The 18,428-nt window shown below is 72.2% G+C and carries 18 protein-coding genes and 1 tRNA gene; 5 read left to right on the top strand and 14 right to left on the bottom strand.

Features of this window, described 5'->3' with window-relative positions; genetic code table 11:
* Positions 1–70: 70 nt before the first annotated feature.
* Complete coding sequence (locus tag ACFWEJ_RS00005) at positions 71–1,384, bottom strand: M15 family metallopeptidase (RefSeq protein WP_377227146.1); 1,314 nt, start codon at positions 1,382–1,384, stop codon at positions 71–73.
* A gap of 521 nt (positions 1,385–1,905) precedes the next feature.
* Between ACFWEJ_RS00005 and ACFWEJ_RS00010 the strand changes: the two genes are divergently transcribed.
* Complete coding sequence (locus ACFWEJ_RS00010; protein ID WP_377227147.1) at positions 1,906–2,517, top strand: antibiotic biosynthesis monooxygenase; 612 nt, start codon at positions 1,906–1,908, stop codon at positions 2,515–2,517.
* A gap of 62 nt (positions 2,518–2,579) precedes the next feature.
* Here ACFWEJ_RS00010 and ACFWEJ_RS00015 read toward each other — a convergent pair whose 3' ends face one another.
* Entirely contained in the window at positions 2,580–3,431 is an 852-nt protein-coding gene (locus ACFWEJ_RS00015) for a glycerophosphodiester phosphodiesterase (protein ID WP_377227148.1), read from the bottom strand.
* Between the two features lie 189 nt (positions 3,432–3,620).
* Between ACFWEJ_RS00015 and ACFWEJ_RS00020 the strand changes: the two genes are divergently transcribed.
* Positions 3,621–4,094, top strand: a complete 474-nt coding sequence (locus tag ACFWEJ_RS00020; protein WP_377227149.1) for a hypothetical protein — start codon at positions 3,621–3,623, stop codon at positions 4,092–4,094.
* Here ACFWEJ_RS00020 and ACFWEJ_RS00025 read toward each other — a convergent pair.
* The 3 genes from ACFWEJ_RS00025 to ACFWEJ_RS00035 form a co-directional block, all read right to left on the bottom strand.
* Positions 4,069–5,517 carry an FAD-binding protein gene (locus ACFWEJ_RS00025; RefSeq protein WP_377227150.1) on the bottom strand — a complete coding sequence of 483 codons (1,449 nt, stop codon included), beginning with the start codon at positions 5,515–5,517 and terminating at the stop codon, positions 4,069–4,071. The two genes, ACFWEJ_RS00020 and ACFWEJ_RS00025, sit on opposite strands and share 26 nt — an antisense overlap.
* Before the next feature lie 154 nt (positions 5,518–5,671).
* The gene (locus ACFWEJ_RS00030) at positions 5,672–6,454 is read right to left on the bottom strand and encodes a hypothetical protein (protein ID WP_377227151.1); all 783 of its coding nucleotides are present in this window, start codon (positions 6,452–6,454) and stop codon (positions 5,672–5,674) included.
* 95 nt (positions 6,455–6,549) lie between these two features.
* Positions 6,550–6,622: transfer RNA gene (locus tag ACFWEJ_RS00035), tRNA-Lys, on the bottom strand.
* Between the two features lie 221 nt (positions 6,623–6,843).
* On the opposite strand from ACFWEJ_RS00035, the gene ACFWEJ_RS00040 reads away from it, so the two are divergent.
* Complete coding sequence (locus ACFWEJ_RS00040) at positions 6,844–7,128, top strand: iron-sulfur cluster biosynthesis family protein (protein WP_285108667.1); 285 nt, start codon at positions 6,844–6,846, stop codon at positions 7,126–7,128.
* Between the two features lie 123 nt (positions 7,129–7,251).
* Here the strand turns inward: ACFWEJ_RS00040 and ACFWEJ_RS00045 are convergent, their stop codons facing one another.
* The gene (locus ACFWEJ_RS00045; RefSeq protein ID WP_377227152.1) at positions 7,252–8,019 is read right to left on the bottom strand and encodes a M50 family metallopeptidase; all 768 of its coding nucleotides are present in this window, start codon (positions 8,017–8,019) and stop codon (positions 7,252–7,254) included.
* Between the two features lie 189 nt (positions 8,020–8,208).
* Here ACFWEJ_RS00045 and ACFWEJ_RS00050 point away from each other — a divergent pair, with 189 nt between their 5' ends.
* Complete coding sequence (locus ACFWEJ_RS00050) at positions 8,209–9,756, top strand: DEAD/DEAH box helicase (protein WP_377227153.1); 1,548 nt, start codon at positions 8,209–8,211, stop codon at positions 9,754–9,756.
* 114 nt (positions 9,757–9,870) lie between these two features.
* Entirely contained in the window at positions 9,871–10,269 is a 399-nt protein-coding gene (gene msrB / locus ACFWEJ_RS00055) for a peptide-methionine (R)-S-oxide reductase MsrB (protein WP_377227154.1), read from the top strand.
* A gap of 51 nt (positions 10,270–10,320) precedes the next feature.
* Here the strand turns inward: msrB and ACFWEJ_RS00060 are convergent, their stop codons facing one another.
* From ACFWEJ_RS00060 to ACFWEJ_RS00095, 8 genes are all read right to left on the bottom strand, one after another.
* Complete coding sequence (locus tag ACFWEJ_RS00060) at positions 10,321–10,869, bottom strand: MarR family winged helix-turn-helix transcriptional regulator (protein ID WP_377227155.1); 549 nt, start codon at positions 10,867–10,869, stop codon at positions 10,321–10,323.
* 69 nt (positions 10,870–10,938) lie between these two features.
* Complete coding sequence (locus ACFWEJ_RS00065) at positions 10,939–12,555, bottom strand: MDR family MFS transporter (protein ID WP_377227156.1); 1,617 nt, start codon at positions 12,553–12,555, stop codon at positions 10,939–10,941.
* Complete coding sequence (locus ACFWEJ_RS00070; protein WP_377227157.1) at positions 12,552–13,055, bottom strand: MarR family winged helix-turn-helix transcriptional regulator; 504 nt, start codon at positions 13,053–13,055, stop codon at positions 12,552–12,554. Before ACFWEJ_RS00070 ends, ACFWEJ_RS00065 begins: the two co-directional genes overlap by 4 nt.
* 180 nt (positions 13,056–13,235) lie before the next feature.
* Entirely contained in the window at positions 13,236–14,678 is a 1,443-nt protein-coding gene (locus ACFWEJ_RS00075; RefSeq protein ID WP_377227158.1) for a sugar porter family MFS transporter, read from the bottom strand.
* Positions 14,679–14,754: 76 nt separating this feature from the next.
* On the bottom strand, positions 14,755–15,759 hold the full coding sequence (locus ACFWEJ_RS00080; protein WP_377227159.1) for an anion permease: 1,005 nt from the start codon (positions 15,757–15,759) through the stop codon (positions 14,755–14,757).
* A 1-nt stretch (position 15,760) separates the two neighbouring features.
* Positions 15,761–16,378 carry a DUF47 family protein gene (locus ACFWEJ_RS00085; RefSeq protein ID WP_182620292.1) on the bottom strand — a complete coding sequence of 206 codons (618 nt, stop codon included), beginning with the start codon at positions 16,376–16,378 and terminating at the stop codon, positions 15,761–15,763.
* A gap of 338 nt (positions 16,379–16,716) precedes the next feature.
* A complete protein-coding gene (locus ACFWEJ_RS00090) occupies positions 16,717–17,316 on the bottom strand; it encodes a hypothetical protein (RefSeq protein ID WP_377227205.1) in 600 nt (199 codons plus the stop codon).
* 94 nt (positions 17,317–17,410) lie between these two features.
* Entirely contained in the window at positions 17,411–18,427 is a 1,017-nt protein-coding gene (locus tag ACFWEJ_RS00095) for an NUDIX domain-containing protein (protein ID WP_377227160.1), read from the bottom strand.
* Position 18,428: the final 1 nt, after the last annotated feature.

Genomic DNA, 18,428 nt, shown 5'->3' on the forward strand with positions numbered 1-18,428 from the left:
GAAGCGAGGCTTCGCGACCCGGGGCTCGTGGTCGGGCTGCCCGGTGCGGGACCGGGTACAGGCGTACGGCTCAGTACTTCGTGCCGAACTCCCAGTGCCAGGCCTCCGGCTTGCTGCCGCCGGCCTGCGCCCAGCCCGGGTGCTTCCAGCCGAACTTCCCGGCGTGAGCGACCATCCAGGCGTGCTCGGCGCTGCCGAACGACTCGATGCCGCCGGACAGGTCCACGGCCTGGCCCAGGCCGTGGTTCGACGTGCCGGGCACGGCGGCCAGGGCGCCTCGCGAGGCGGCGACCGCCACCTGCTCCCCGTAGGAGCGGTAGCCGTCGGTCAGGTCCAGGCTCCGGCCGAACTTGGCGCGGAACGCACGGTTCAGGTCCTCGAGCGCCACCGCGGCGTCGCACCGCAGCTGCTCGCCCGAGGCGAAGCTCAGCCCGCAGAGCACGCTCGACGGGATCTGGCCGTTGCCGTAGCTCTTCGCGGCCTTGGCCATCTGCTTGGCGCGCGCCGCAGCCTTCTCGCGGGCCACCTCGGCCTTGCGCTCGGCCTTGCGCTCTGCGCGGGCCTCGCGCCGCTCCTCGGCGGCCTTCTTCGCGGCGGCGATCTCCTCGGGCGTGGGGCCCGGGTCGACCGACACGACGGCGTCACCGTCGGTCTTGGTGATGAGCCGCTGGAGCGACGTCGTCACCTTCTCGATCCGATCGGCCGACGGCGCTGCCGCCGCCGCGCTCTTCGCGGCGGCCTTGGCGTCCTCGGTGTCGGCGGACTTCTCCGCCTGCTCCGCCTCCTTCGCCACCGCGGTGCTCTCGACGGAGTCGGCGAGCGGGGTGGCGAGGATGGGAAGGCTCTCGGTCTGCTGCCCGCCGAGCGGGGTGACGTCCGTGGCCGCGACGGCCAGGTTCGTCGGATCGGTGGCGTCCGCCGCGGTGTCCCGGGCGGCGTCGTCGGTGGTCCCGCTCGCCTCGGCGGCCGACGCGTCGGCCGCGCGCTCCGCGAGCGACGCGCGCTCGGTGCTCCGGGAGGCCGCGGCGTTCTGCCGCAGCCCCGTGGCGGTGGTGGCGACGTCGCGGGCCCGGTCCAGCATGGTCCGCAGCTCCTTGGTGGCCGCCTGGAGCTTCTTGCGGTCCTTGACCGTCAGGTCACCCTCGCGGGTCACGTAGTCGGCGTCGCTCAGGACGGCGTCCGCCTTCTCGGAGGCGGACCGGACGTCGGGGTCGGTCACGACGGCGCTGGTGATGGCGACCGGCGTGGGCTGCACGGCCGGCTCGGCGGCCGTCGTGGAGCCGTTCGTCGCGTCGTCGCTCCCGGTGAAGCTGACGGCCGCGGTGGTGGTCAGGGCGACCGTGGTGAGCGCGGCCGCGACCGCGAAGGACGAGCGGCGCAGCATCCGGCCGGATCGCGCGCTGTGTCCCGCTGCGGGGACGGCGGCGTGGGCACCCTGGGCGCCCGGGCGTCGCGTGCGACGGGGGACGAGGGCGTGGTCTCCGGGCCTCAAGGGCGGTCCCGGTGCTCGGGGACAAGGGCAAGGCACACGGTGCTGTGCGCGACGGGGTTCGGCGCCTGGGGCACGCTGATTTCCGTTCTGCGGCTGGGCACGGCGACACCGTGAGGGGAGATCCCCTCGGGGGGACGGCGAAGAATGCTCGAGCTGCTGACAGGCCACGGCGCGCAAGGGGGTCGCGCAGGCCATGGCGATCGTCGCGAAGAACGAGGCCCGAAGGCCCAGGGGATGCGTTCCTCGCGACGACGTTTAATGTTGAACGACTCTCCACGAGTTGCGTAACCCCCCGACCGGAGGTATGCGTCACAAGAACCGGGCAGAGAGCGTGCCCCAGCCGTGAAGGCTGGACAACCCGGGGTGTGCGCGCTCACATTGAGGCGTTCGAGACCATGTATCAGACTTCGGGCATGGCCCATCACGATCAGGCCGCGAACGGATCCGTGCCCACCCCCGCCGGACAACCCGTGACCGTGTCCATCCACCGCATCGTCCACCCCGACCACGTCCCCGAGGTCACCCGCTGGGTGCAGTCGGGCGTCAACCTCGCCAACCGCTGGGACGGGTTCCTCGGATCGGGCTGGATCCGCGCCGCGGAGGGGTCCCGCGACTGGCACATGCTCTACCGCTTCGCCGACGCCGAGCGGCTCGCCGCCTGGGAGCAGTCCGCCGAGCGCCGGGACTGGCTCGCGCAGGGCACCGGGCTCGTCGAGGAGCTCCGCTACCAGCAGCGGACGGGCATCGAGGGCTGGTTCGAGGACCCGACGCGGGTGGACGAGCCGGCCGACGTCGCCGCCGGCGTCGTGCCGCCGCGGTGGAAGCAGGCCACGAGCATCTGGCTCGGGTTCTTCCCCGTGAACCTGGTGTTCACGGCCCTGTTCACCTACTTCGTGCCCGGATGGGGCGACGTCAACCTGGTGCTCAAGGTGCTGATCTCGACGCTGATCCTGACGCCGATCATGGCGTACTGGGTGCTGCCCTGGGTGACCCGCCGGCTCCACGGCTGGCTGCACCGCACCTGATCCCCCGCCGTGTCAGACGTACGGGTCACCCGGGTGACCTGTACGTCTGACACGGGGAGCGGTTACGCGTGGCCCACGGCCAGTCGCTGCGCCGGGGCGTGCCCGCGGCGGCGCAGCCGGATCCCGCCCCGGCCCGGGACGGGCAGCGCGGCGGCGGCCTGGCCGGCCCGGCCCTCGAGCCAGCCCGTGAGCCGCTCGGGCCGGTCGGTGATCACGCCGTCGACGCCGATCCCGGAGTCGGCGGTCACGAGCGTGGTCCACGCCTCGGGGTCGTTCGCCGTCCAGGACATGACCCGCAGGCCCGCCGCGTGCAGGCGGGACACCAGCCGCGGGCTGCCCGCGATCGTGGCGACGGACGGGTTGCAGGCCACGACGTTCAACCGCTCGCACAGGCGCAGCAGGCCGGGCGGGTCGAACGAGACGAGCAGGCCGCCCGGCAGGTGCGGCGCGACGTCGCGCACCGTGGCCACCGTGCCGGGCCAGAAGCTCTGCACCAGCACGCGGCGGTCGAACCCGGCGGTGTCGATCGTCGCCACGACCCGCTCGACCTGTTCCGCGTTCCAGGCGCCCTTGAGCTCCAGCAGCAGGTCCGTGCGGGGGTGGCGAACGAGCACGGCGAGGACGTCGTCGAGCGTGGGGACGCGCTGCCCCGAGAAGGCGGGGGCGAAGTAGCCTCCGGCGTCGAGCGCGAGCACCTCCCGCGAGGTGAGGGCGGCGACCTTGCCGGTGCCGTCGGTGGTGGCGTCGACCGTCTCGTCGTGGATCACCGCGCCCACGCCGTCTGCGGTGGGTTGGAGATCGATCTCGACGTGGTCGACGCCCGCTTGGCAGGCGGCCTCGATGGCGGCGAGGGTGTTCTGCGGGGCCACCGCGGAGTACCCACGGTGGGCGATGACTGCGGGACGAGCGGCCATGCTGACCTCCGGATCTGCGGCTCTGTTCGCCACGGTAGCCGCTGGCGGAGGCCCGTCCGGCGCCGTCGGACGAATTCGGGGAGAGTTCCAGGAGCGTTCACCGCCCGGCCCCGGGGGCGCCGCGTCGGTCACCCCGGCGAAACCCGCCGGATGCGCGGATTCCCAGGACCTGGTGGTTTCATGTGCGCCATGGTCCGTCCCGCACCGCTCGCCGTCGCCGCCACCGCGACGCTGCTCCTTCTTCTCTCCGGCTGCTCCGCGGACGGCGCCGGCCCGGAGGCCGACGGCGGGGCGACCGCGACGCCGTCGAGCAGCGCGAGCGCGACCACGAGCTCCGACCCGGACGCGCCCCTGGACGCGAACGAGGCCTGCGCCGCCATGTACGTGAAGGGCGACAAGACGCTCGAGGAGCGCATCGGCATCGCGCTCGTCGGCGCGAGCGACGGGCTCGACGCCGCCTCGGCGGACCAGATGCACGCCATGGCCCTGGAGCTCGGGCGGCTCGGGGAGCGCGTGCCCGAGGAGTTCCAGGGCCCGGTCGAGAAGATCCGGGTCCCGTTCCTCCAGCTCCAGAAGGCGCTCGACGACGGCACGCAGGACCAGACCGAGCTCGACGTCGCCTCGACCGTCGAGGGGCTCAAGGAGTACGCGAAGCTGTGCTGACCGGCTCGAAGATGCCCTGGCCCGGCGTGAGCACGCCGCGCGGGTCGTAGCGGTCCTTGGCGCGCAGGACCGTGGGCCAGCGGTCGCCGTAGTGGGTGCGCCAGTCGGCCGGCGTCAGGCTCAGGGCGTTGACGGGGTACTGGGTGCCGCCGGCGGCGAGGACCCGGGCGTACAGCGCGTCGTTGTCGGCGATCAGGCGGTCGGCGTGGGCGTCGTCCGGGGGGCTCACCGCGCGCAGCAGCGCGAGCAGGAAGAAGACCTCGCCGTCCGGGACCCGCACCAGCGGCCGGGTGAGGAGCGACCGCCGGGCCGGGTAGAGCAGGGCCACCCCACCGGCGTCGGCCGGGGTGAGCGTGGTCAGGAGCTCCGTGACGATCTCGTCGGTGGCGGCGTCCGGGAGGAACGCGTTGAGCCACGGCCCGGGCAGCCGGAGCGCCTCGATCTGCTCCACGGTCTCGTAGATCCGGTTCAGCCACTCGAAGTACGGCACGTCCACGAGGTCGACGCCGGCGGGCTCGATGCCGGCCAGGAGGGCCGCGTCGTCGGGCGGCTCGCCGGTGTACCAGGCGCCGCCCTCCAGGACGAAGGCGAAGCCGTCGTCGTCCGTGGGGACGAGCTGGCCCTCCAGGTAGTCGAAGCGGCCGTCGGCCAGGGCGGTCCGCTGCGCCGCCGTCAGGTCGGTGATCCGGGGGTACGTGAGCGTGTAGACGCGCGCCATGGCGGGCGCGGTCTCCAGGCGCACCGTGGCGCGCACGATGACGGCGAACTGGCCCAGCCCGCCGAGCACGGCCTCGAAGAGCTCTGGCTCCTCGTCCGCGGAGCAGGTGACCAGGCGGCCGTCGCCCGTGACCACCTGGAGCTCGACCGTGTTGTCCACGAGCATCCCGAAGTGCTGCGAGGCGCCGCCGATCCCGCCGACGCACAGCGTGCCGCCCACCGAGAGGCCCAGGAAGTCCGTGCTCACCGGGGGCGCGACGCCGACGGCGAGCGTGGCGCGGACCAGGTCGAGCCACTGGACCCCGGCGTCGACGACCGCCCGGTCGGGCGTGATCTCGTGGATCGTGGCGAGGGTGCGCGAGTCGATCACGACGCCGCAGTCGGCCTGCGCCTGACCGAACGTCGAGTGGCCCTGGCCGCGCACGGCGACGACGAGCCCGTGCTCGTCGGCGAACCGGACCAGGGTCACGACGTCGTCGACCGAACCCGGCCGCAGCACGGCCCGGGGGCGGTGGTGCTTCAGGTGCCCGTAGTCGGTGGCGGCCTCGGTGAGCGCGTCCTCGTCGGTGACGAGCTCGCCGTCCAGGTGGGGGAGCTGAATCGCGGTGGAGTTCTCCGGGAGGCTGTTCAGCCACCGGGAGTCGGCCGGGTCGAATGCGACCACGGCGGCGCCTGCCAGAAAGGTGCGACGGTCGAGCTGTGCCATGTGGGCCCCTCGGCGTTCGGGTGGGCGACTACGGTACAGGTCAGCGTAGGCGCGGCGTAAGAGTGTCCGGTGGAGGTGCGCGGGCGATGTTTTCGTGTAGCGAAGCCGTATCACCGGAAACTACTGCCGCCCGATGTCGCCCGGTGGTGTCGCCTCAGGAGCAGCGGCCCGCGTGGATCGCCCTCGCCCGCGGGACGTCCCAGGTGGTCGAATAGCCGTAGCCGCCCGGGCTGCGCGTGGTCGCCCCCAGGTACAGGTCGGCGTACGCCTCGGTGACGTGCTCGTGCACGGGCTTCCCGGTGGAGGCGCGGACGGCGCCGGGAGCACCGGCGACGGGTGGTCTGGTGGTGCCGCAGCGCTGCTCGATCTCCGCGTGCGCGATCTCGTGGCGGGCCTGGTTCAGCAGGTACCTGCGGAACCAGTTGTTCCCGCTGCCGGCCACCGACATGTCGTCGGCGCCGTTGCCGAGCCGGATCAGCCCCTTGCCGGGGGTCAGCGTGCCGCCCGGGGTGTAGCTCCCGGTGAGCAGCGCCCTGGTCGCCGTGACGTAGCCGCGCCGGCCGCCCTCGTCCGCCGCCGAGAGCTGGAGGGTGACCCCGTACCTGGCCGCGAGCTGCCGGGCGGCGTCCGCGTGCGCGCGCCCCGCGGAGCCCGCGGGGCCGCCGGCCACGGGTGCGCGCCGGGTGGCGAGGATCAGTCCCGTGGCGCCCTCGACGTAGACGACCTGGGCGTCGGAGGTGACGGCCCGGCACAGCCGGGTTCCCGCGGGCCGGGTCCGGCCGGCAGCTGAGCCGTCGGGCGCGCGCGTGGTCGGGGACTTGATCCAGACGTGGACGCCGCGGCCGCCGTCGGGCAGCAAGCACTGTGCGGCCGCTGCTGCCGGCGTCGGTCCGACGCCCGCCAGCAGGAGGGCCAGCGCGGTGAGAATGCGGGCCACGTTGCGCATGATGCCGTCCGCCTCGATGCTACGTATCCGCTGGGCGGACCGCAGGGCGGGAGCCCGGAGGAGGGCGAGTGCGCAGGTGAGAGAGGTGGGCCCCCCGGGGATCGAACCCGGAACCCGCGGATTAAAAGTCCGCTGCTCTGCCAGTTGAGCTAGAGGCCCGCGCGCCCGGCGACCGGGCGGCGCGAGTAGAAAGCCTACCGGTCAGCTCCAGGATGGTGGTGCGGCCCTCCGGGCGGGGCACCATACGTCTTCTCTCGGCCGCTGTCATGCGCTGTCCCACCCAGTGGGAGATATCGGGTTAAATGCGTCTCACGCTTGCGGTGAGAGGGCGGGCTTGGTTCGGTGGTCGGGACCACGAGAACCAATCTGAGGAGCTCATCGTGCTCACCGTGACTGACAACGCTCGTACCGCCGTCCAGGACCTTGCTCAGCAGGCCGGAGTGCCGGTCGAGGGTGGTCTGCGCATCGCGCAGGCCTCCGACCAGCCGGGGAACTTCGAGCTCGCGCTGGTTCCGGCCCCGCAGCCCGACGACCAGGTCGTCGACGCCTCGGGCTCCACCAACGTGTTCGTCGAGGCGCAGGCCGCACCTGCCCTGGACACGCTGACCCTGGACGCTGACCCGCGTGCCGAGGGTCCGGGATTCGTGCTCACGCCGACGGCGTGACCTTCCGGCGCCCTCCGGGGCGTCGAACGGCCGAGGCCCCCGGGACGACCACCTGTCAGGTGGGTGCCGGGGGCCTTCGTCGTGCGGCGGACGCCGCCCTGGCGCCGGTGCGCGGGGGACGGGTCAGAGCGCCACGCCGAGGATCCACGAACCGCCCAGCACGAGTGCACCCAGGGTGACGAGCAGGAACAGCGTCACCCAGAAGAGGCCGCCGACGCCGGTGAGGCGGGCGAGCATGTCGGCGTCGGACGTCCGGGCCTGCCCGCGGGAGCGCTGCACCTGGAGCTCGAACACCGGCCGCACCGCGCCGAGCAGCAGGAACCAGGTCACGGCGTAGGCGACGGCGCTCTGCACCTCGGGCGCCAGGAACCACGTGACGAACACGAGCGCGGTGCCGCTCACGAGGATGGACCACAGGCCGAACCAGTTGCGGATCTGCAGGAGCAGCAGCGCGAGCAGGGCCACGAGCAGCCACAGCAGGCCCACGGCGTAGCCGAGCTTGAGCAGCCAGGCGGCCCCGAGCCCGATGAGGCCCGGGCCCACGTAGCCCGCGAACGCCGTGATGACCATGCCCGGTCCGCGGGGCTTGCCGCGCGACACGGTGAGGCCGGAGGTGTCGGAGTGCAGCCGGATGCCCTCCAGCTTGCGGCCCGTCAGCAGGGCACCCAGGCCGTGCGACGCCTCGTGCGCGATGGTGATCACGTGTCGCGCGAGGTGCCACAGGGGTCGGAAGAAGACGACGACCAGCGCGATCGCCGCCATGGCCAGGACCATCAGGTCGGCCGGCGGGTCGACCGGGGTGACCGCGTTCGTCCAGATGGTGCCGAGCACGTCGCCGATGGTGGCGAACGGTCCGGCGGAGCTGGTCGTTGCGGAATTCATGCGCCACATAGAACCACACCGAACGTGACGTGCGCCGCAGTCAAGGGCCGGCGAACGTGCGAGAATGTTCGGTCGTGGGCGGCATCGGCCGCCCGACGTCGTGGCCCCGGCCCGGGTGAGCAACCCGCCCGCCGGTGTGAGCACGGCGGACCACCGGCGCGGTACGCGCCGCCACCGAGCCCGAGAGGCCCATCTCCTTTGACTACCTTTGCCGACCTCGGTCTGCCCGCACCCGTGGTGCAGGTTCTGACGGACCGCGGCATCACCTCGCCGTTCCCCATCCAGACGGCGTCCCTGCCGGACTCCCTCGCCGGTCGCGACGTGCTCGGCCGCGGCCGCACCGGCTCCGGCAAGACCCTCGCGTTCGCCCTGCCGGTCGTGACGCGTCTCGCGACGTCCGGCGCCCGTTCCGCCGCGTCGGGCCAGCCGCGCCGCGCGGCCGGTCGGCCCCGTGCGCTGATCCTGGCCCCGACGCGTGAGCTCGCCAACCAGATCGACGACTCGGTCGCGCCGCTGGCGCAGGCCCTCGGTCTGAAGACCACCACGATCTTCGGCGGCGTGGCGCAGTCGCGCCAGGTCACCGCGCTGAACGCGGGCGTCGACATCGTCATCGCCTGCCCCGGACGCCTCGAGGACCTCCTCGGCCAGCGCCACCTCACGCTCGACGACGTCGAGATCACCGTGCTCGACGAGGCCGACCACATGGCCGACCTCGGCTTCCTGCCCGGCGTGAAGCGGATCCTCGACCGGACGGCCGCGCGCACACAGCGCCTGCTGTTCTCGGCCACGCTCGACAACGGCGTGGACGTGCTGGTCAAGCGCTACCTGCACCAGCCGGTCACGCACTCCGTGGACGACGCCGCGGCGCCGCCGCCGCAGATGACGCACCACATCCTCGCCGTGGCCGACAAGGACGCGAAGAAGAACGTGGTGCAGCAGCTCGCGCAGGGCACCGGCCGTCGCGTCCTGTTCACGCGCACCAAGCACCAGGCCAAGAAGCTCGCCAAGCAGCTCACCGCCGCGGGCGTGCCCGCCGTCGACCTGCACGGCAACCTCGGCCAGGGCGCGCGCGAGCGCAACCTCGCCGCGTTCTCGTCCGGCGAGGTCAAGGTGCTGGTCGCGACCGACATCGCCGCCCGCGGCATCCACGTCGACGACGTCGAGCTCGTGGTGCACGTGGACCCGCCCGCCGAGCACAAGGCGTACCTGCACCGCTCCGGCCGTACGGCGCGTGCCGGGTCCGGCGGCGACGTCGTGACCCTCATGCTCCCCGAGGAGCGCGGGGACGTGCGTGACCTGACCCGCAAGGCGAAGATCACCGCCCGCCCGCAGGACGTCGCCCCCGGCGACGCCACCGTGACCAGCCTCGTCGGCGAGGTCGCGCCGTACGTCGAGTACGTGCCGCCGGCCCCGCAGCAGCCGGTCCGTCAGGGCCAGCCCCGGCGGCAGGGTGGGCGCGGCAGGTCCGGCCAGGGCGGGTCCGGCCAGAGCGGCGCCCAGGGCGGACGCCAGGGCTCCGGCCAGGGCGCGCAGGGCGGCGGTCGCCAGGGCCAGTCGCGCGGTCAGGGCACCGGCGGCGCCGGCCAGGCGTCAGGGCAGCGCGGGGCCGCGCGTCCGGCGTCGGGCGGCGGGCGTACCGCGGCCGACCACTTCCCGCGGCCGGACGGCGCAGGCGCACCCCGCCGTCGCCGCCGGGGCGGCCGCGGCCGCGGCGCGGGCAACCCGAACGCGTCCGCCGCGAGCTGACGCCAGGACCTCGTGGGGCCTTCCGACCGGACGACCGGTCGGAAGGCCTTACGTGTTTGTCACCGCTGGAACACCGGCGGTGAGCGGGAAGTTGCTCTGTGCGGAGGTGTTGAGATGACGTACAAGATTTCGAGGTCCGACCAGGAGTGGCGCGAGCGGCTCTCGTCCCAGGAGTACGCGGTGCTGCGCCAGGCGGGCACCGAGCGGGCCTGGACGGGCGAGCTGCTGGACGAGAAGCGCGACGGCGTCTACCGGTGTCGCGCGTGTGACGCCGAGCTGTTCCGCTCGGACACCAAGTTTGACTCGCACTGCGGCTGGCCGTCGTTCTACAGCCCGCTCGCCGGCGACTCCGTCGAGCTGATCGAGGACCGCTCGCTGGGCATGGTGCGCACCGAGGTGCGCTGCGCGAACTGCGGCTCCCACCTGGGGCACGTGTTCGACGACGCGCCGCAGACCCCGACGGGCGACCGGTTCTGCATGAACTCGGTGAGCCTCACGTTCGAGGAGAGCTGACCCTGCCAGGTCGGTGAGACGGGGCGCGCCGCTGACGCCGGGACCACCGCGTCAGTGCGCGCTCTGCTTCCACGCCACGATGTCGGCCGAATAGCGGTTCAGGAGCCGCGCGAGCTGCGCGACGTCGTCGGTGTCCCAGGTCGCGAGCGCGCCCTCCAGCATGGCGACCCGGCTGGTGCGCGCCCGCTCGAAGCGGTCGACGCCGTCGGGGGTCAGCGTGATGCGCTGGCCCCGGCTGTCGTCGGGGTCGACGGTCCGCTCGACGAGGCCGAGCTCGACCAGGCGGCTGAGCTGCCGCGACACGGTGGCGCGCCCGACGCCGAAGAAGGTCGCGAGGTCCGACCCCCGCGCCCCCGGCCGTTCGGCGATGTGCGCCAGCAGGGGGTACGCGCTCGCGTCGAGCTCGGGGTGGACCCGCTGCGCGATCGACGTGCCGTTGGACTGCGCGCGCCGGATCACCAGGCGCACCTCGCGCTCCAGGCCTTCGAACGGCCCGGGAACGGTCCTCCGTTCGTCGGCGGTGTCGCCGTCGGCCCCGTGGCCGACGGCGACACCGTCCTCGGACGCGTCCGTGCTGGATCTGCCTGTACTCGAGAGCATGCGCCCATGATGACGCGTCAAGCGCCCGGATCACAGCCCGCGGGCACGAAATCCCCCGCTTGCTACGCCTTAGACCTCGGTGGCTTCGAGGTCCTGGAGCTGGTCGATGCCCGACCGGTGACCCAGCGGCACCTCCTTGATGAGGGAGACGCAGACCAGGGCGACCAGGGCGAGCGGGACGGCGGCGAGGAAGATGTCCGCGATGCCGTTCGCGTAGGACTTCTCCACGACCTCGACCAGCAGGGCCGGGAGCGTCGAGAGATCGGGCAGCGTGCCGCCGCCGGAGGACAGCGCCGACGGGTCGATCCCCTGCTTGACGAGCTCCGGTGCGATCTCGGTGACCCCGGTCTTCAGGTTCTCCTTCACGCTGTGCCCCAGGATCGCGCCGAGGGCGGAGACGCCGATCGCGCCGCCGAGCGAGCGGAAGAACGTCACGGTGGACGTGCCCGAGCCCGAGTCCTTGATGTGCAGCGTGTTCTGCGTGGCGAGCACCATGTTCTGCATGAGCATGCCGACGCCCGCGCCGAGCACGAACAGGTAGATCGACACCAGCACGAACGAGGTCTGGTAGTCGAGCGTCGACAGGAGCAGCAGGCCACCCGTCAGCAGCACGCCGCCGACGACCATGAACGGCTTGTACCGGCCGGTCTTCGAGATGAGCTGGCCGCTGACCGTGGACGACAGGAACAGGCCGACCACCATCGGGATGGTGTAGAGGCCGGACTCTGTGGGCGTCTTGCCGCGCGAGAGCTGCATGTACTGGCTCAGGAACACCGACGAGCCGAACATCGCGACGCCCACGGCGACCGAGCCGATCACGGCGAGCACCAGCGTGCGGTTCTTGAACAGGTACATGGGGATGAGCGGGTTCTTGACGCGGAGCTCGACGAGCACCGCGATCGCGAGGATCACCAGGGAGCCGCCGACCATCGCGACCGTCTGCCAGGACATCCAGTCGAACTTGCTGCCCGCGAAGGTGATCCACAGCAGCAGGGTGGCGATGCCCACCGAGATCAGCGTGGCGCCGATGACGTCGATCCGGGCCGAGCCCTTCGGCCGCTTGGGCAGCTTCAGGGTCAGCTGCAGCACGATGATCGAGGCGATCGCGAACGGCAGGCCCACGAAGAAGTTCCAGCGCCAGCTGATGGCGTCGGTGAGGAAGCCGCCGAGGATCGGGCCGCCGACCATGCCGATACCCATGATCGAGCCCATGAGGCCCATGTACCGGCCGCGCTGGCGCGGGCTGATGATGTCGGCGATGAGCACGGCGGCCAGGGACTGCAGGCCGCCCGCGCCGATGCCCTGGAAGGCACGGAACGTGATGAGCTGGCCGACGTCCTGCGAGAAGCCCGCGGCGGCCGCCGAGAGCACCGAGATGACCAGTGCGATCTGGATGAGGGTCTTGCGGTTGGTGAGGTCGGCGAGCTTGCCCCAGATCGGGGTCGAGATCGTCGAGGTCAGCAGGGTCGCCGTCACGACCCAGGTGAAGGCCGACTGGCCGCCCTCGAGGTCGGTGATGATCTTCGGCAGGGACGACGAGACGACGGACATCGCGAGGACCGACACGAACATGCCGAGGAGGATCCCGGACAGCGCCCGGAGAACCTCGGTGTGCGTCATGGCGGGTGGTTCGCCCTGGAGGTGGTCGGGCTCGGCCACCGTGGTCGTGGTGTTGGGGCTGGTCATGCACACTCCTGCTGGTTCTGGGGGGTCTTCCGGTGCGTGATGTCCGCACTGATGGTGTCGACGAGGCGGTCCAGCGTGCGGGTCGCCTCGGCGAGGTCCTCGGGGGACCAGGTGGCGAACGCCTGGTCGATGAGCTTCTTGTACTGCTCGGTGGCCTCGGCCGCGAGGGCCCGGCCGGCGTCGGTCAGCTCGACGGTCCGGACCCGGCGGTCCTCGTCGTCGACGGTCCGGACGACGTACCCGGCGTCGGCCAGCGTGCTGACCTGGCGGCTCGCGACCGACAGGTCGACGCGCTGGCGCGCGGCGATGTCGGACAGGGAGACCGGGCCGCACCTGTCGAGCAGGTGCAGCACGGCGACGCCGGCCCTGGGCCAGTCGAGCTCGTGGGCGATACGTGCCGCCGCCTCCCGCTGGGCGCGGGAGAGACTCTGGAGCGCGGTGATCAGGGCGACGGCGGGGGCTTCGGTGCCGGACGATGTCGGGCTGCTGTGGGAAGTCATGGGTGCCTCGCGGTTGATTGCTTAGAGCAACTATATCCAGATGGTTGCCGAATGCAAGCGTCTCCGGCCGGGCGGGCCGACGACGGCGGTGTGACCTGCGCAACACCGTCGACTGGCGCACGAAAGAAAACGGCGCCGCCCCCCGGATGGGGAGCGGCGCCGTGCTTCGCCTGCCGAGGTCTAGGCCCCGGCGCGGGACTCGTCGCCCATGTCCTCGAGCTCCATGCCCTTGGTCTCGGGCACCTTGGTGAACACGAAGAAGAAGCTCAGCGCCGCGAAGGCCGCGTACATCAGGTACGGCACGCTGGCGCCGAACGCGGACAGCAGCGGCGGGAACGTCAGGGTGATGGCGAAGTTGGCGATCCACTGCATGGCCGCGGCGACGCCGAGGGCGGCGGCACGGATGCGGTTGGGGAACATCTCGCCCAGCAGCACCCACACGAGCGGGCCCCACGAGGCGCCGAAGAAGACGACGAACGCGTTGGCGCAGATCAGCGCGATGACGCCCCACGGGCCGCTCAGCGAGATGTCGGAGCCCGTGCCGGTCGCCTGCGTGAACGCGAGTGCCATGAGGCCGAGCGACACGGTCATGCCGGCCGAGCCGATGAGCAGCAGCGGACGGCGGCCCACCTTGTCGATGAGCGCGATGGCGATGAACGTGACGGCGACGTTCGTGATCGACGTGATGGTGGAGACCAGGAAGGCCTGGCTCTCGTCGAACCCGACGGCCTGCCACAGGGTGCTCGAGTAGTAGAAGATCACGTTGATGCCGACGAACTGCTGGAACACCGACAGCAGGATGCCCACCCAGACGATCGGCTTGAGGCCCAGGGCGCTGCCCCGCAGCGAGCCCTCTGAGGCGTTGGCCTCGTCGATCACGATGCTCCGGTGGATCTGCGCGAGGCGGTCGTCGACGTCCTCGTCGGGCCCGAGGACGCTGGCCAGGACGGACCGCGCCTCGTCGTCGCGGCCCTTCGCGGCGAGGTACCGCGGCGACTCGGGGATGCGCAGGGCGAGGATGCCGTAGACGGCGGCCGGGATCACGGCGACGAGGAACATCCACCGCCAGGCCTCCCAGCCGAGCCACAGGACGTTGGCGGCGCCGCCGGCCGACTCCGCGAGGATCTGGTCGGAGAGCAGGGCCGCGAAGATACCGATGGTGATCGCGAGCTGCTGCAGCGAGCCGAGGCGGCCGCGCATCGCGGCCGGCGCGATCTCCGCGATGTACGCGGGCGCGATCACCGACGCGATGCCGATGCCGACGCCGGCCATGAACCGCCAGACGGCGAGGTCCACGGCGGAGAACGCGATGGCGGAGAGGATCGACGACACGAAGAACAGCACGGCGCCGAGCACCATGACGTGGGTGCGGCCCCAGCGGTCGGCCAGGCGCCCGCCGGCCCAGGCGCCGAGCGCGCAGCCGAGCAGCGCGACGGCGACCACGAGCCCGGTGATCGTCGGGTTGAGCGAGAACTGACCCTGGATGGCGTCCACGGCTCCGTTGATCACGGAGCTGTCGAAGCCGAACAAGAAGCCGCCCACCGCGGCGGCGAAGGCGAGTGCCGTTGCCTTGCGGTGGGCCGATTGCGCGGAGGCGCTCGATGCCGTGTGACCAGTGCTCATGCTGCGATGCTAAGTCGCCCGATCCCAAGTCGCCCCCCGGGGCGGTCGCGCGCGGAGCGCTCCTCCGGGGGTCGGGTCAGGTGAGGAACGGCCAGAGCGCCCACGTCGCCAGGGCCGCCACGAGGGCGGCCGCGGGGATGGTGAGGACCCAGGCGATCGCGATATTCTTGGCCACGCCCCAGCGCACGGCGGAGAGCCTGCGGGTGGCGCCCACGCCCATGATCGCCGAGGTGATCGTGTGCGTGGTGGAGACCGGGGCGTGCAGCACGAACGCGTTGACGTACAGCACGAGCGCCGAGACCGACTCGGCCACGAAGCCGCGCGCCGGGTCGAGCTCGATGATCTTGCGGCCGAGCGTCCGCATGATGCGCCAGCCGCCCGAGTACGTGCCCGCGGAGATGGCCGCCGCCGCGCACAGCTTGACCCACAGGGGGATGCCGGTGTCCGGGTTCGCCCAGCCCACGCTGAGCAGCGCCAGGTAGATGACGCCCATCGTCTTCTGCGCGTCCTGGAGGCCGTGGCCCAGCGCCATCGCGGCGGCGGAGGCCGTCTGTGCGATGCGGAAGCGCCGGTGGGTCTTGGCCGGTGCGGCGTTGCGGAAGATCCACAGCACGGCGATCATCACGGCGAACGCCAGGCCGAAGCCCACCACCGGCGAGACGACCATGGGGAGCACGACCTTGTCCACGATCGCGGACCAGTAGACGGTCATGCCGCCCGCGAGCCCGGCCCCGACCAGCCCGCCGATGAGGGCGTGGGTGGACGACGACGGCAGCCCGAACCACCAGGTGATGAGGTTCCAGGTGATCGCGCCGAGCAGCGCGCACAGCACCACGGCGAGCTCCGCGTGCGTGCTCGCGCCCGTGAGGTCGACGATCGAGGTGGCGATGGTCTCCGCGACCTCCGTGCCCAGCAGGGCGCCCGCGAAGTTCATGGTCGCCGCCATGAGGAGCGCGACGCGCGGCGTCAGCGCCCGCGTCGAGACCGACGTGGCGATCGCGTTCGCGGCGTCGTGGAAGCCGTTCGTGTAGTCGAAGCTCAGGGCGAGCGCGACCACGAGGACGACGAGGGCGACCTCCAACTCAGGACTCCTTGAGGGCGATGGTCTCGACCATGTTCGCCACCTTCTCGAAGCTGTCCGCGGCGTTCTCGAGAACCTCCACGATCTCCTTCAGCTTCATGAGCTGGACCGGGTCGCCGGCCAGGTCGTCGAAGAGCTGGGCGATGAGCTTGCGGTGCAGCTTGTCCGCCTGGTTCTCCAGGCGGTTCACCTCGACCCAGTAGTCGGCGAGCTTGTCCATCGAGCGCAGGCGGGGCATGGCCTCGGCCGTGAGCTCCGCGCACCGCTGCAGCACCTGGACCTGGTCGGAGACGCGGTCCGGCAGGCCCTCGACCTTGTAGAGGACGATGAGGTCGGCGGCCTCGTCCATCTCGTCCATGCAGTCGTCCAGGGCCGAGGCCAGACTGGAGATGTCCTCGCGGTCGAACGGCGTCACGAAGGTCTGGTTGAGACGCCGCATGATCGAGTGCGTGGCGTCGTCGGCGAGATGCTCTACGTCGTGCATCTCGTCGGCCAGCTTCTCGCGGCCTGCCTTGTCGGCACCGAGCAGCTCCGCCAACAGGGACGAGCCCCGGACGAGGTGCTGGGCCAGGGCGGCCAGTAGATCGAAGTACGTGGTGTCGCGCGGAGTAAGGCGCACGAGGGCTCCCGTTCTGAGGGCTCTGGAACCTGCTCAGCGTAGAGCCGTTGCCGACTATCGCCAATTTGCAAGGTCATGCTTTGGCGACTCGTGACACACGGCACAGCGCACGTGCCGAGGCAGGGTGCACGGTGCCGTGGGCCGGGATGCGGGGAGAGTTGGGCGACGCCGAACCGGGAGCGCCTCTCGGCGCGGGGCCGCTCGTAGCGGCTTGAGGTGGAGCCCGGGGCTACCGCAGCCCGGCGTCGCATGGACCATCGTAGTCCCGTACGCGGATCTGCCAAGGGGGTCGGACGTCACAGGGCGCGCCCGCGCGGAGGACTTGACAGCGTGCGGGCCTACTCCAGGGAGCCGGTTCTCCACAGGTCACCGGCTCGTTCCAGCTCTTCCGCCGTGCGCAGCAGCGAGCTGGCGCCCCGGGTCATCCGGGTCGCGCCGGTGGGGTCGGCGACCTCGCGGGAGTCCGCGTCGAAGGCCGCGCCGGTCGAGAGGATCCGGCAGAACGCGCCCGCCCGTTCGAGCGCGACGGCGAGGTCTCCGGTGAACACGCCGGACAGCACGGCGTCGGCGAGTATCTGCAGGTCACCGGGCTCCGGCGGGCTCGGCACACCCGCGACGGCCTCCTGGACGGGGGCGGCGTCCACACCGAGTCGATACCTGAGCATGACGGTAGGCATGTCCCGCCGCACCCACTCGCGCAGCACGTACAGACGCCAGAGCGCGCCGGGCAGGGAGACGGGGGCGGCGTCGGCCCACAGGCCGGCGACGGTGTCCAGCCCCTCGTTCTCGACGAGGTGGATGAGCCGCTCCACCACGGCGGGGTCCTCGGCGGTGCGGGCGCGGTCCACGAGCGCCCTGGCCGTCGCGTGGGCGATCTCGTCACGCAGGGCAGGGTCCGTCTCGCCGGGAAGCGCGTCGGCGTCCCGGGGGTCCAGCATGGCCGGCCGTCTCGGCGGTCGTTGGTCGCTGCTCATGGAGACCGATAGTGCGCCGAAATGAAACGTGTGTCCACCACGATCCTGGTCGATCTGGTCACCAGACCTGCGGACCTACCTTCTCCGTGGCCACGACGCGCGGTCCCGAGGGGGTCTCGGCGACGTGCGCGACCAGCACCTCGCCGGGTTCGAGGAACGGGTCCTGCCGCGGCAGGCCGTCCGCCACGGTGCCCTCCGCGTGCTGGGCGAGCACGTCCAGCACGGTCGGCAGCACGGGCCGGTGGGTGCAGATCACCGACGACTCGGTGGTCTCCTCCAGCAGCTCGCCCACGGTCGCCGCGACGCGCGACGGCGACCGCTCGTGCTGCGCCTCCGTGAGGTACTCGCTGTAGCTCGGGCGCAGCCCCGCGGCCCGCACGTACGGGTCGATGGTCGTGGCGCAGCGCTCCCAGCGGGAGCTGATCACGTGCTCGACGCCGTAGGCGGCCAGCACCGGCACCAGCGCGGCGGCCTGCCCGTGCCCGAGCGGCGTGAGCGGGCGATCGCGCTCCGCGCCGTGCCAGGAGGTGCGCGACACCGCCCGGCCGTGCCGCGCGATGACGAGCGCGCGGGTGTCCAGCGCGCCCTCGGCCTCGGCGGCCAGCAGGGCGTTCAGCGGCCCGCGGTCGGAGGCGCGGGTGAGGCGGCTCACCGCGTCGGCGGCGTCCAGCCACTCCGCCGTGTCGACCTCCTCGCGGTCGACCGGCCCGACCGGCGCGCGGGCCGCGAGCCCCGCGGTGTCCCGGCCGCGTCGGGCCCGGCGGGACGCCCAGTAGTGCACCCGCTTCACCCGACCCTCCGGCGTCAGGTACTGCAGGCCGGGCAGGGGGCGGCCGAGCACGATCTCCTTGCCCGTCTCCTCGGAGACCTCACGGATCGCGGCACCCTGGAAGGTCTCGCCGGTCTCCAGCTTGCCCTTGGGCCACGACCAGTCGTCGTAGCGGGGGCGGTGCACCAGCTGCACCTGCACGTTGCCGGCCCGACGACGCCAGACGATCCCGCCCGCCGTCATCACCACGGGGGTGTGCATCCCCGCCGGCGGCGAGGTCGCCGTCGTCGGCTCGGTACCCACCACC

The organism is Promicromonospora sp. NPDC060204, assembly GCF_042728455.1.
Taxonomy (GTDB): Bacteria; Actinomycetota; Actinomycetes; order Actinomycetales; family Cellulomonadaceae; genus Promicromonospora.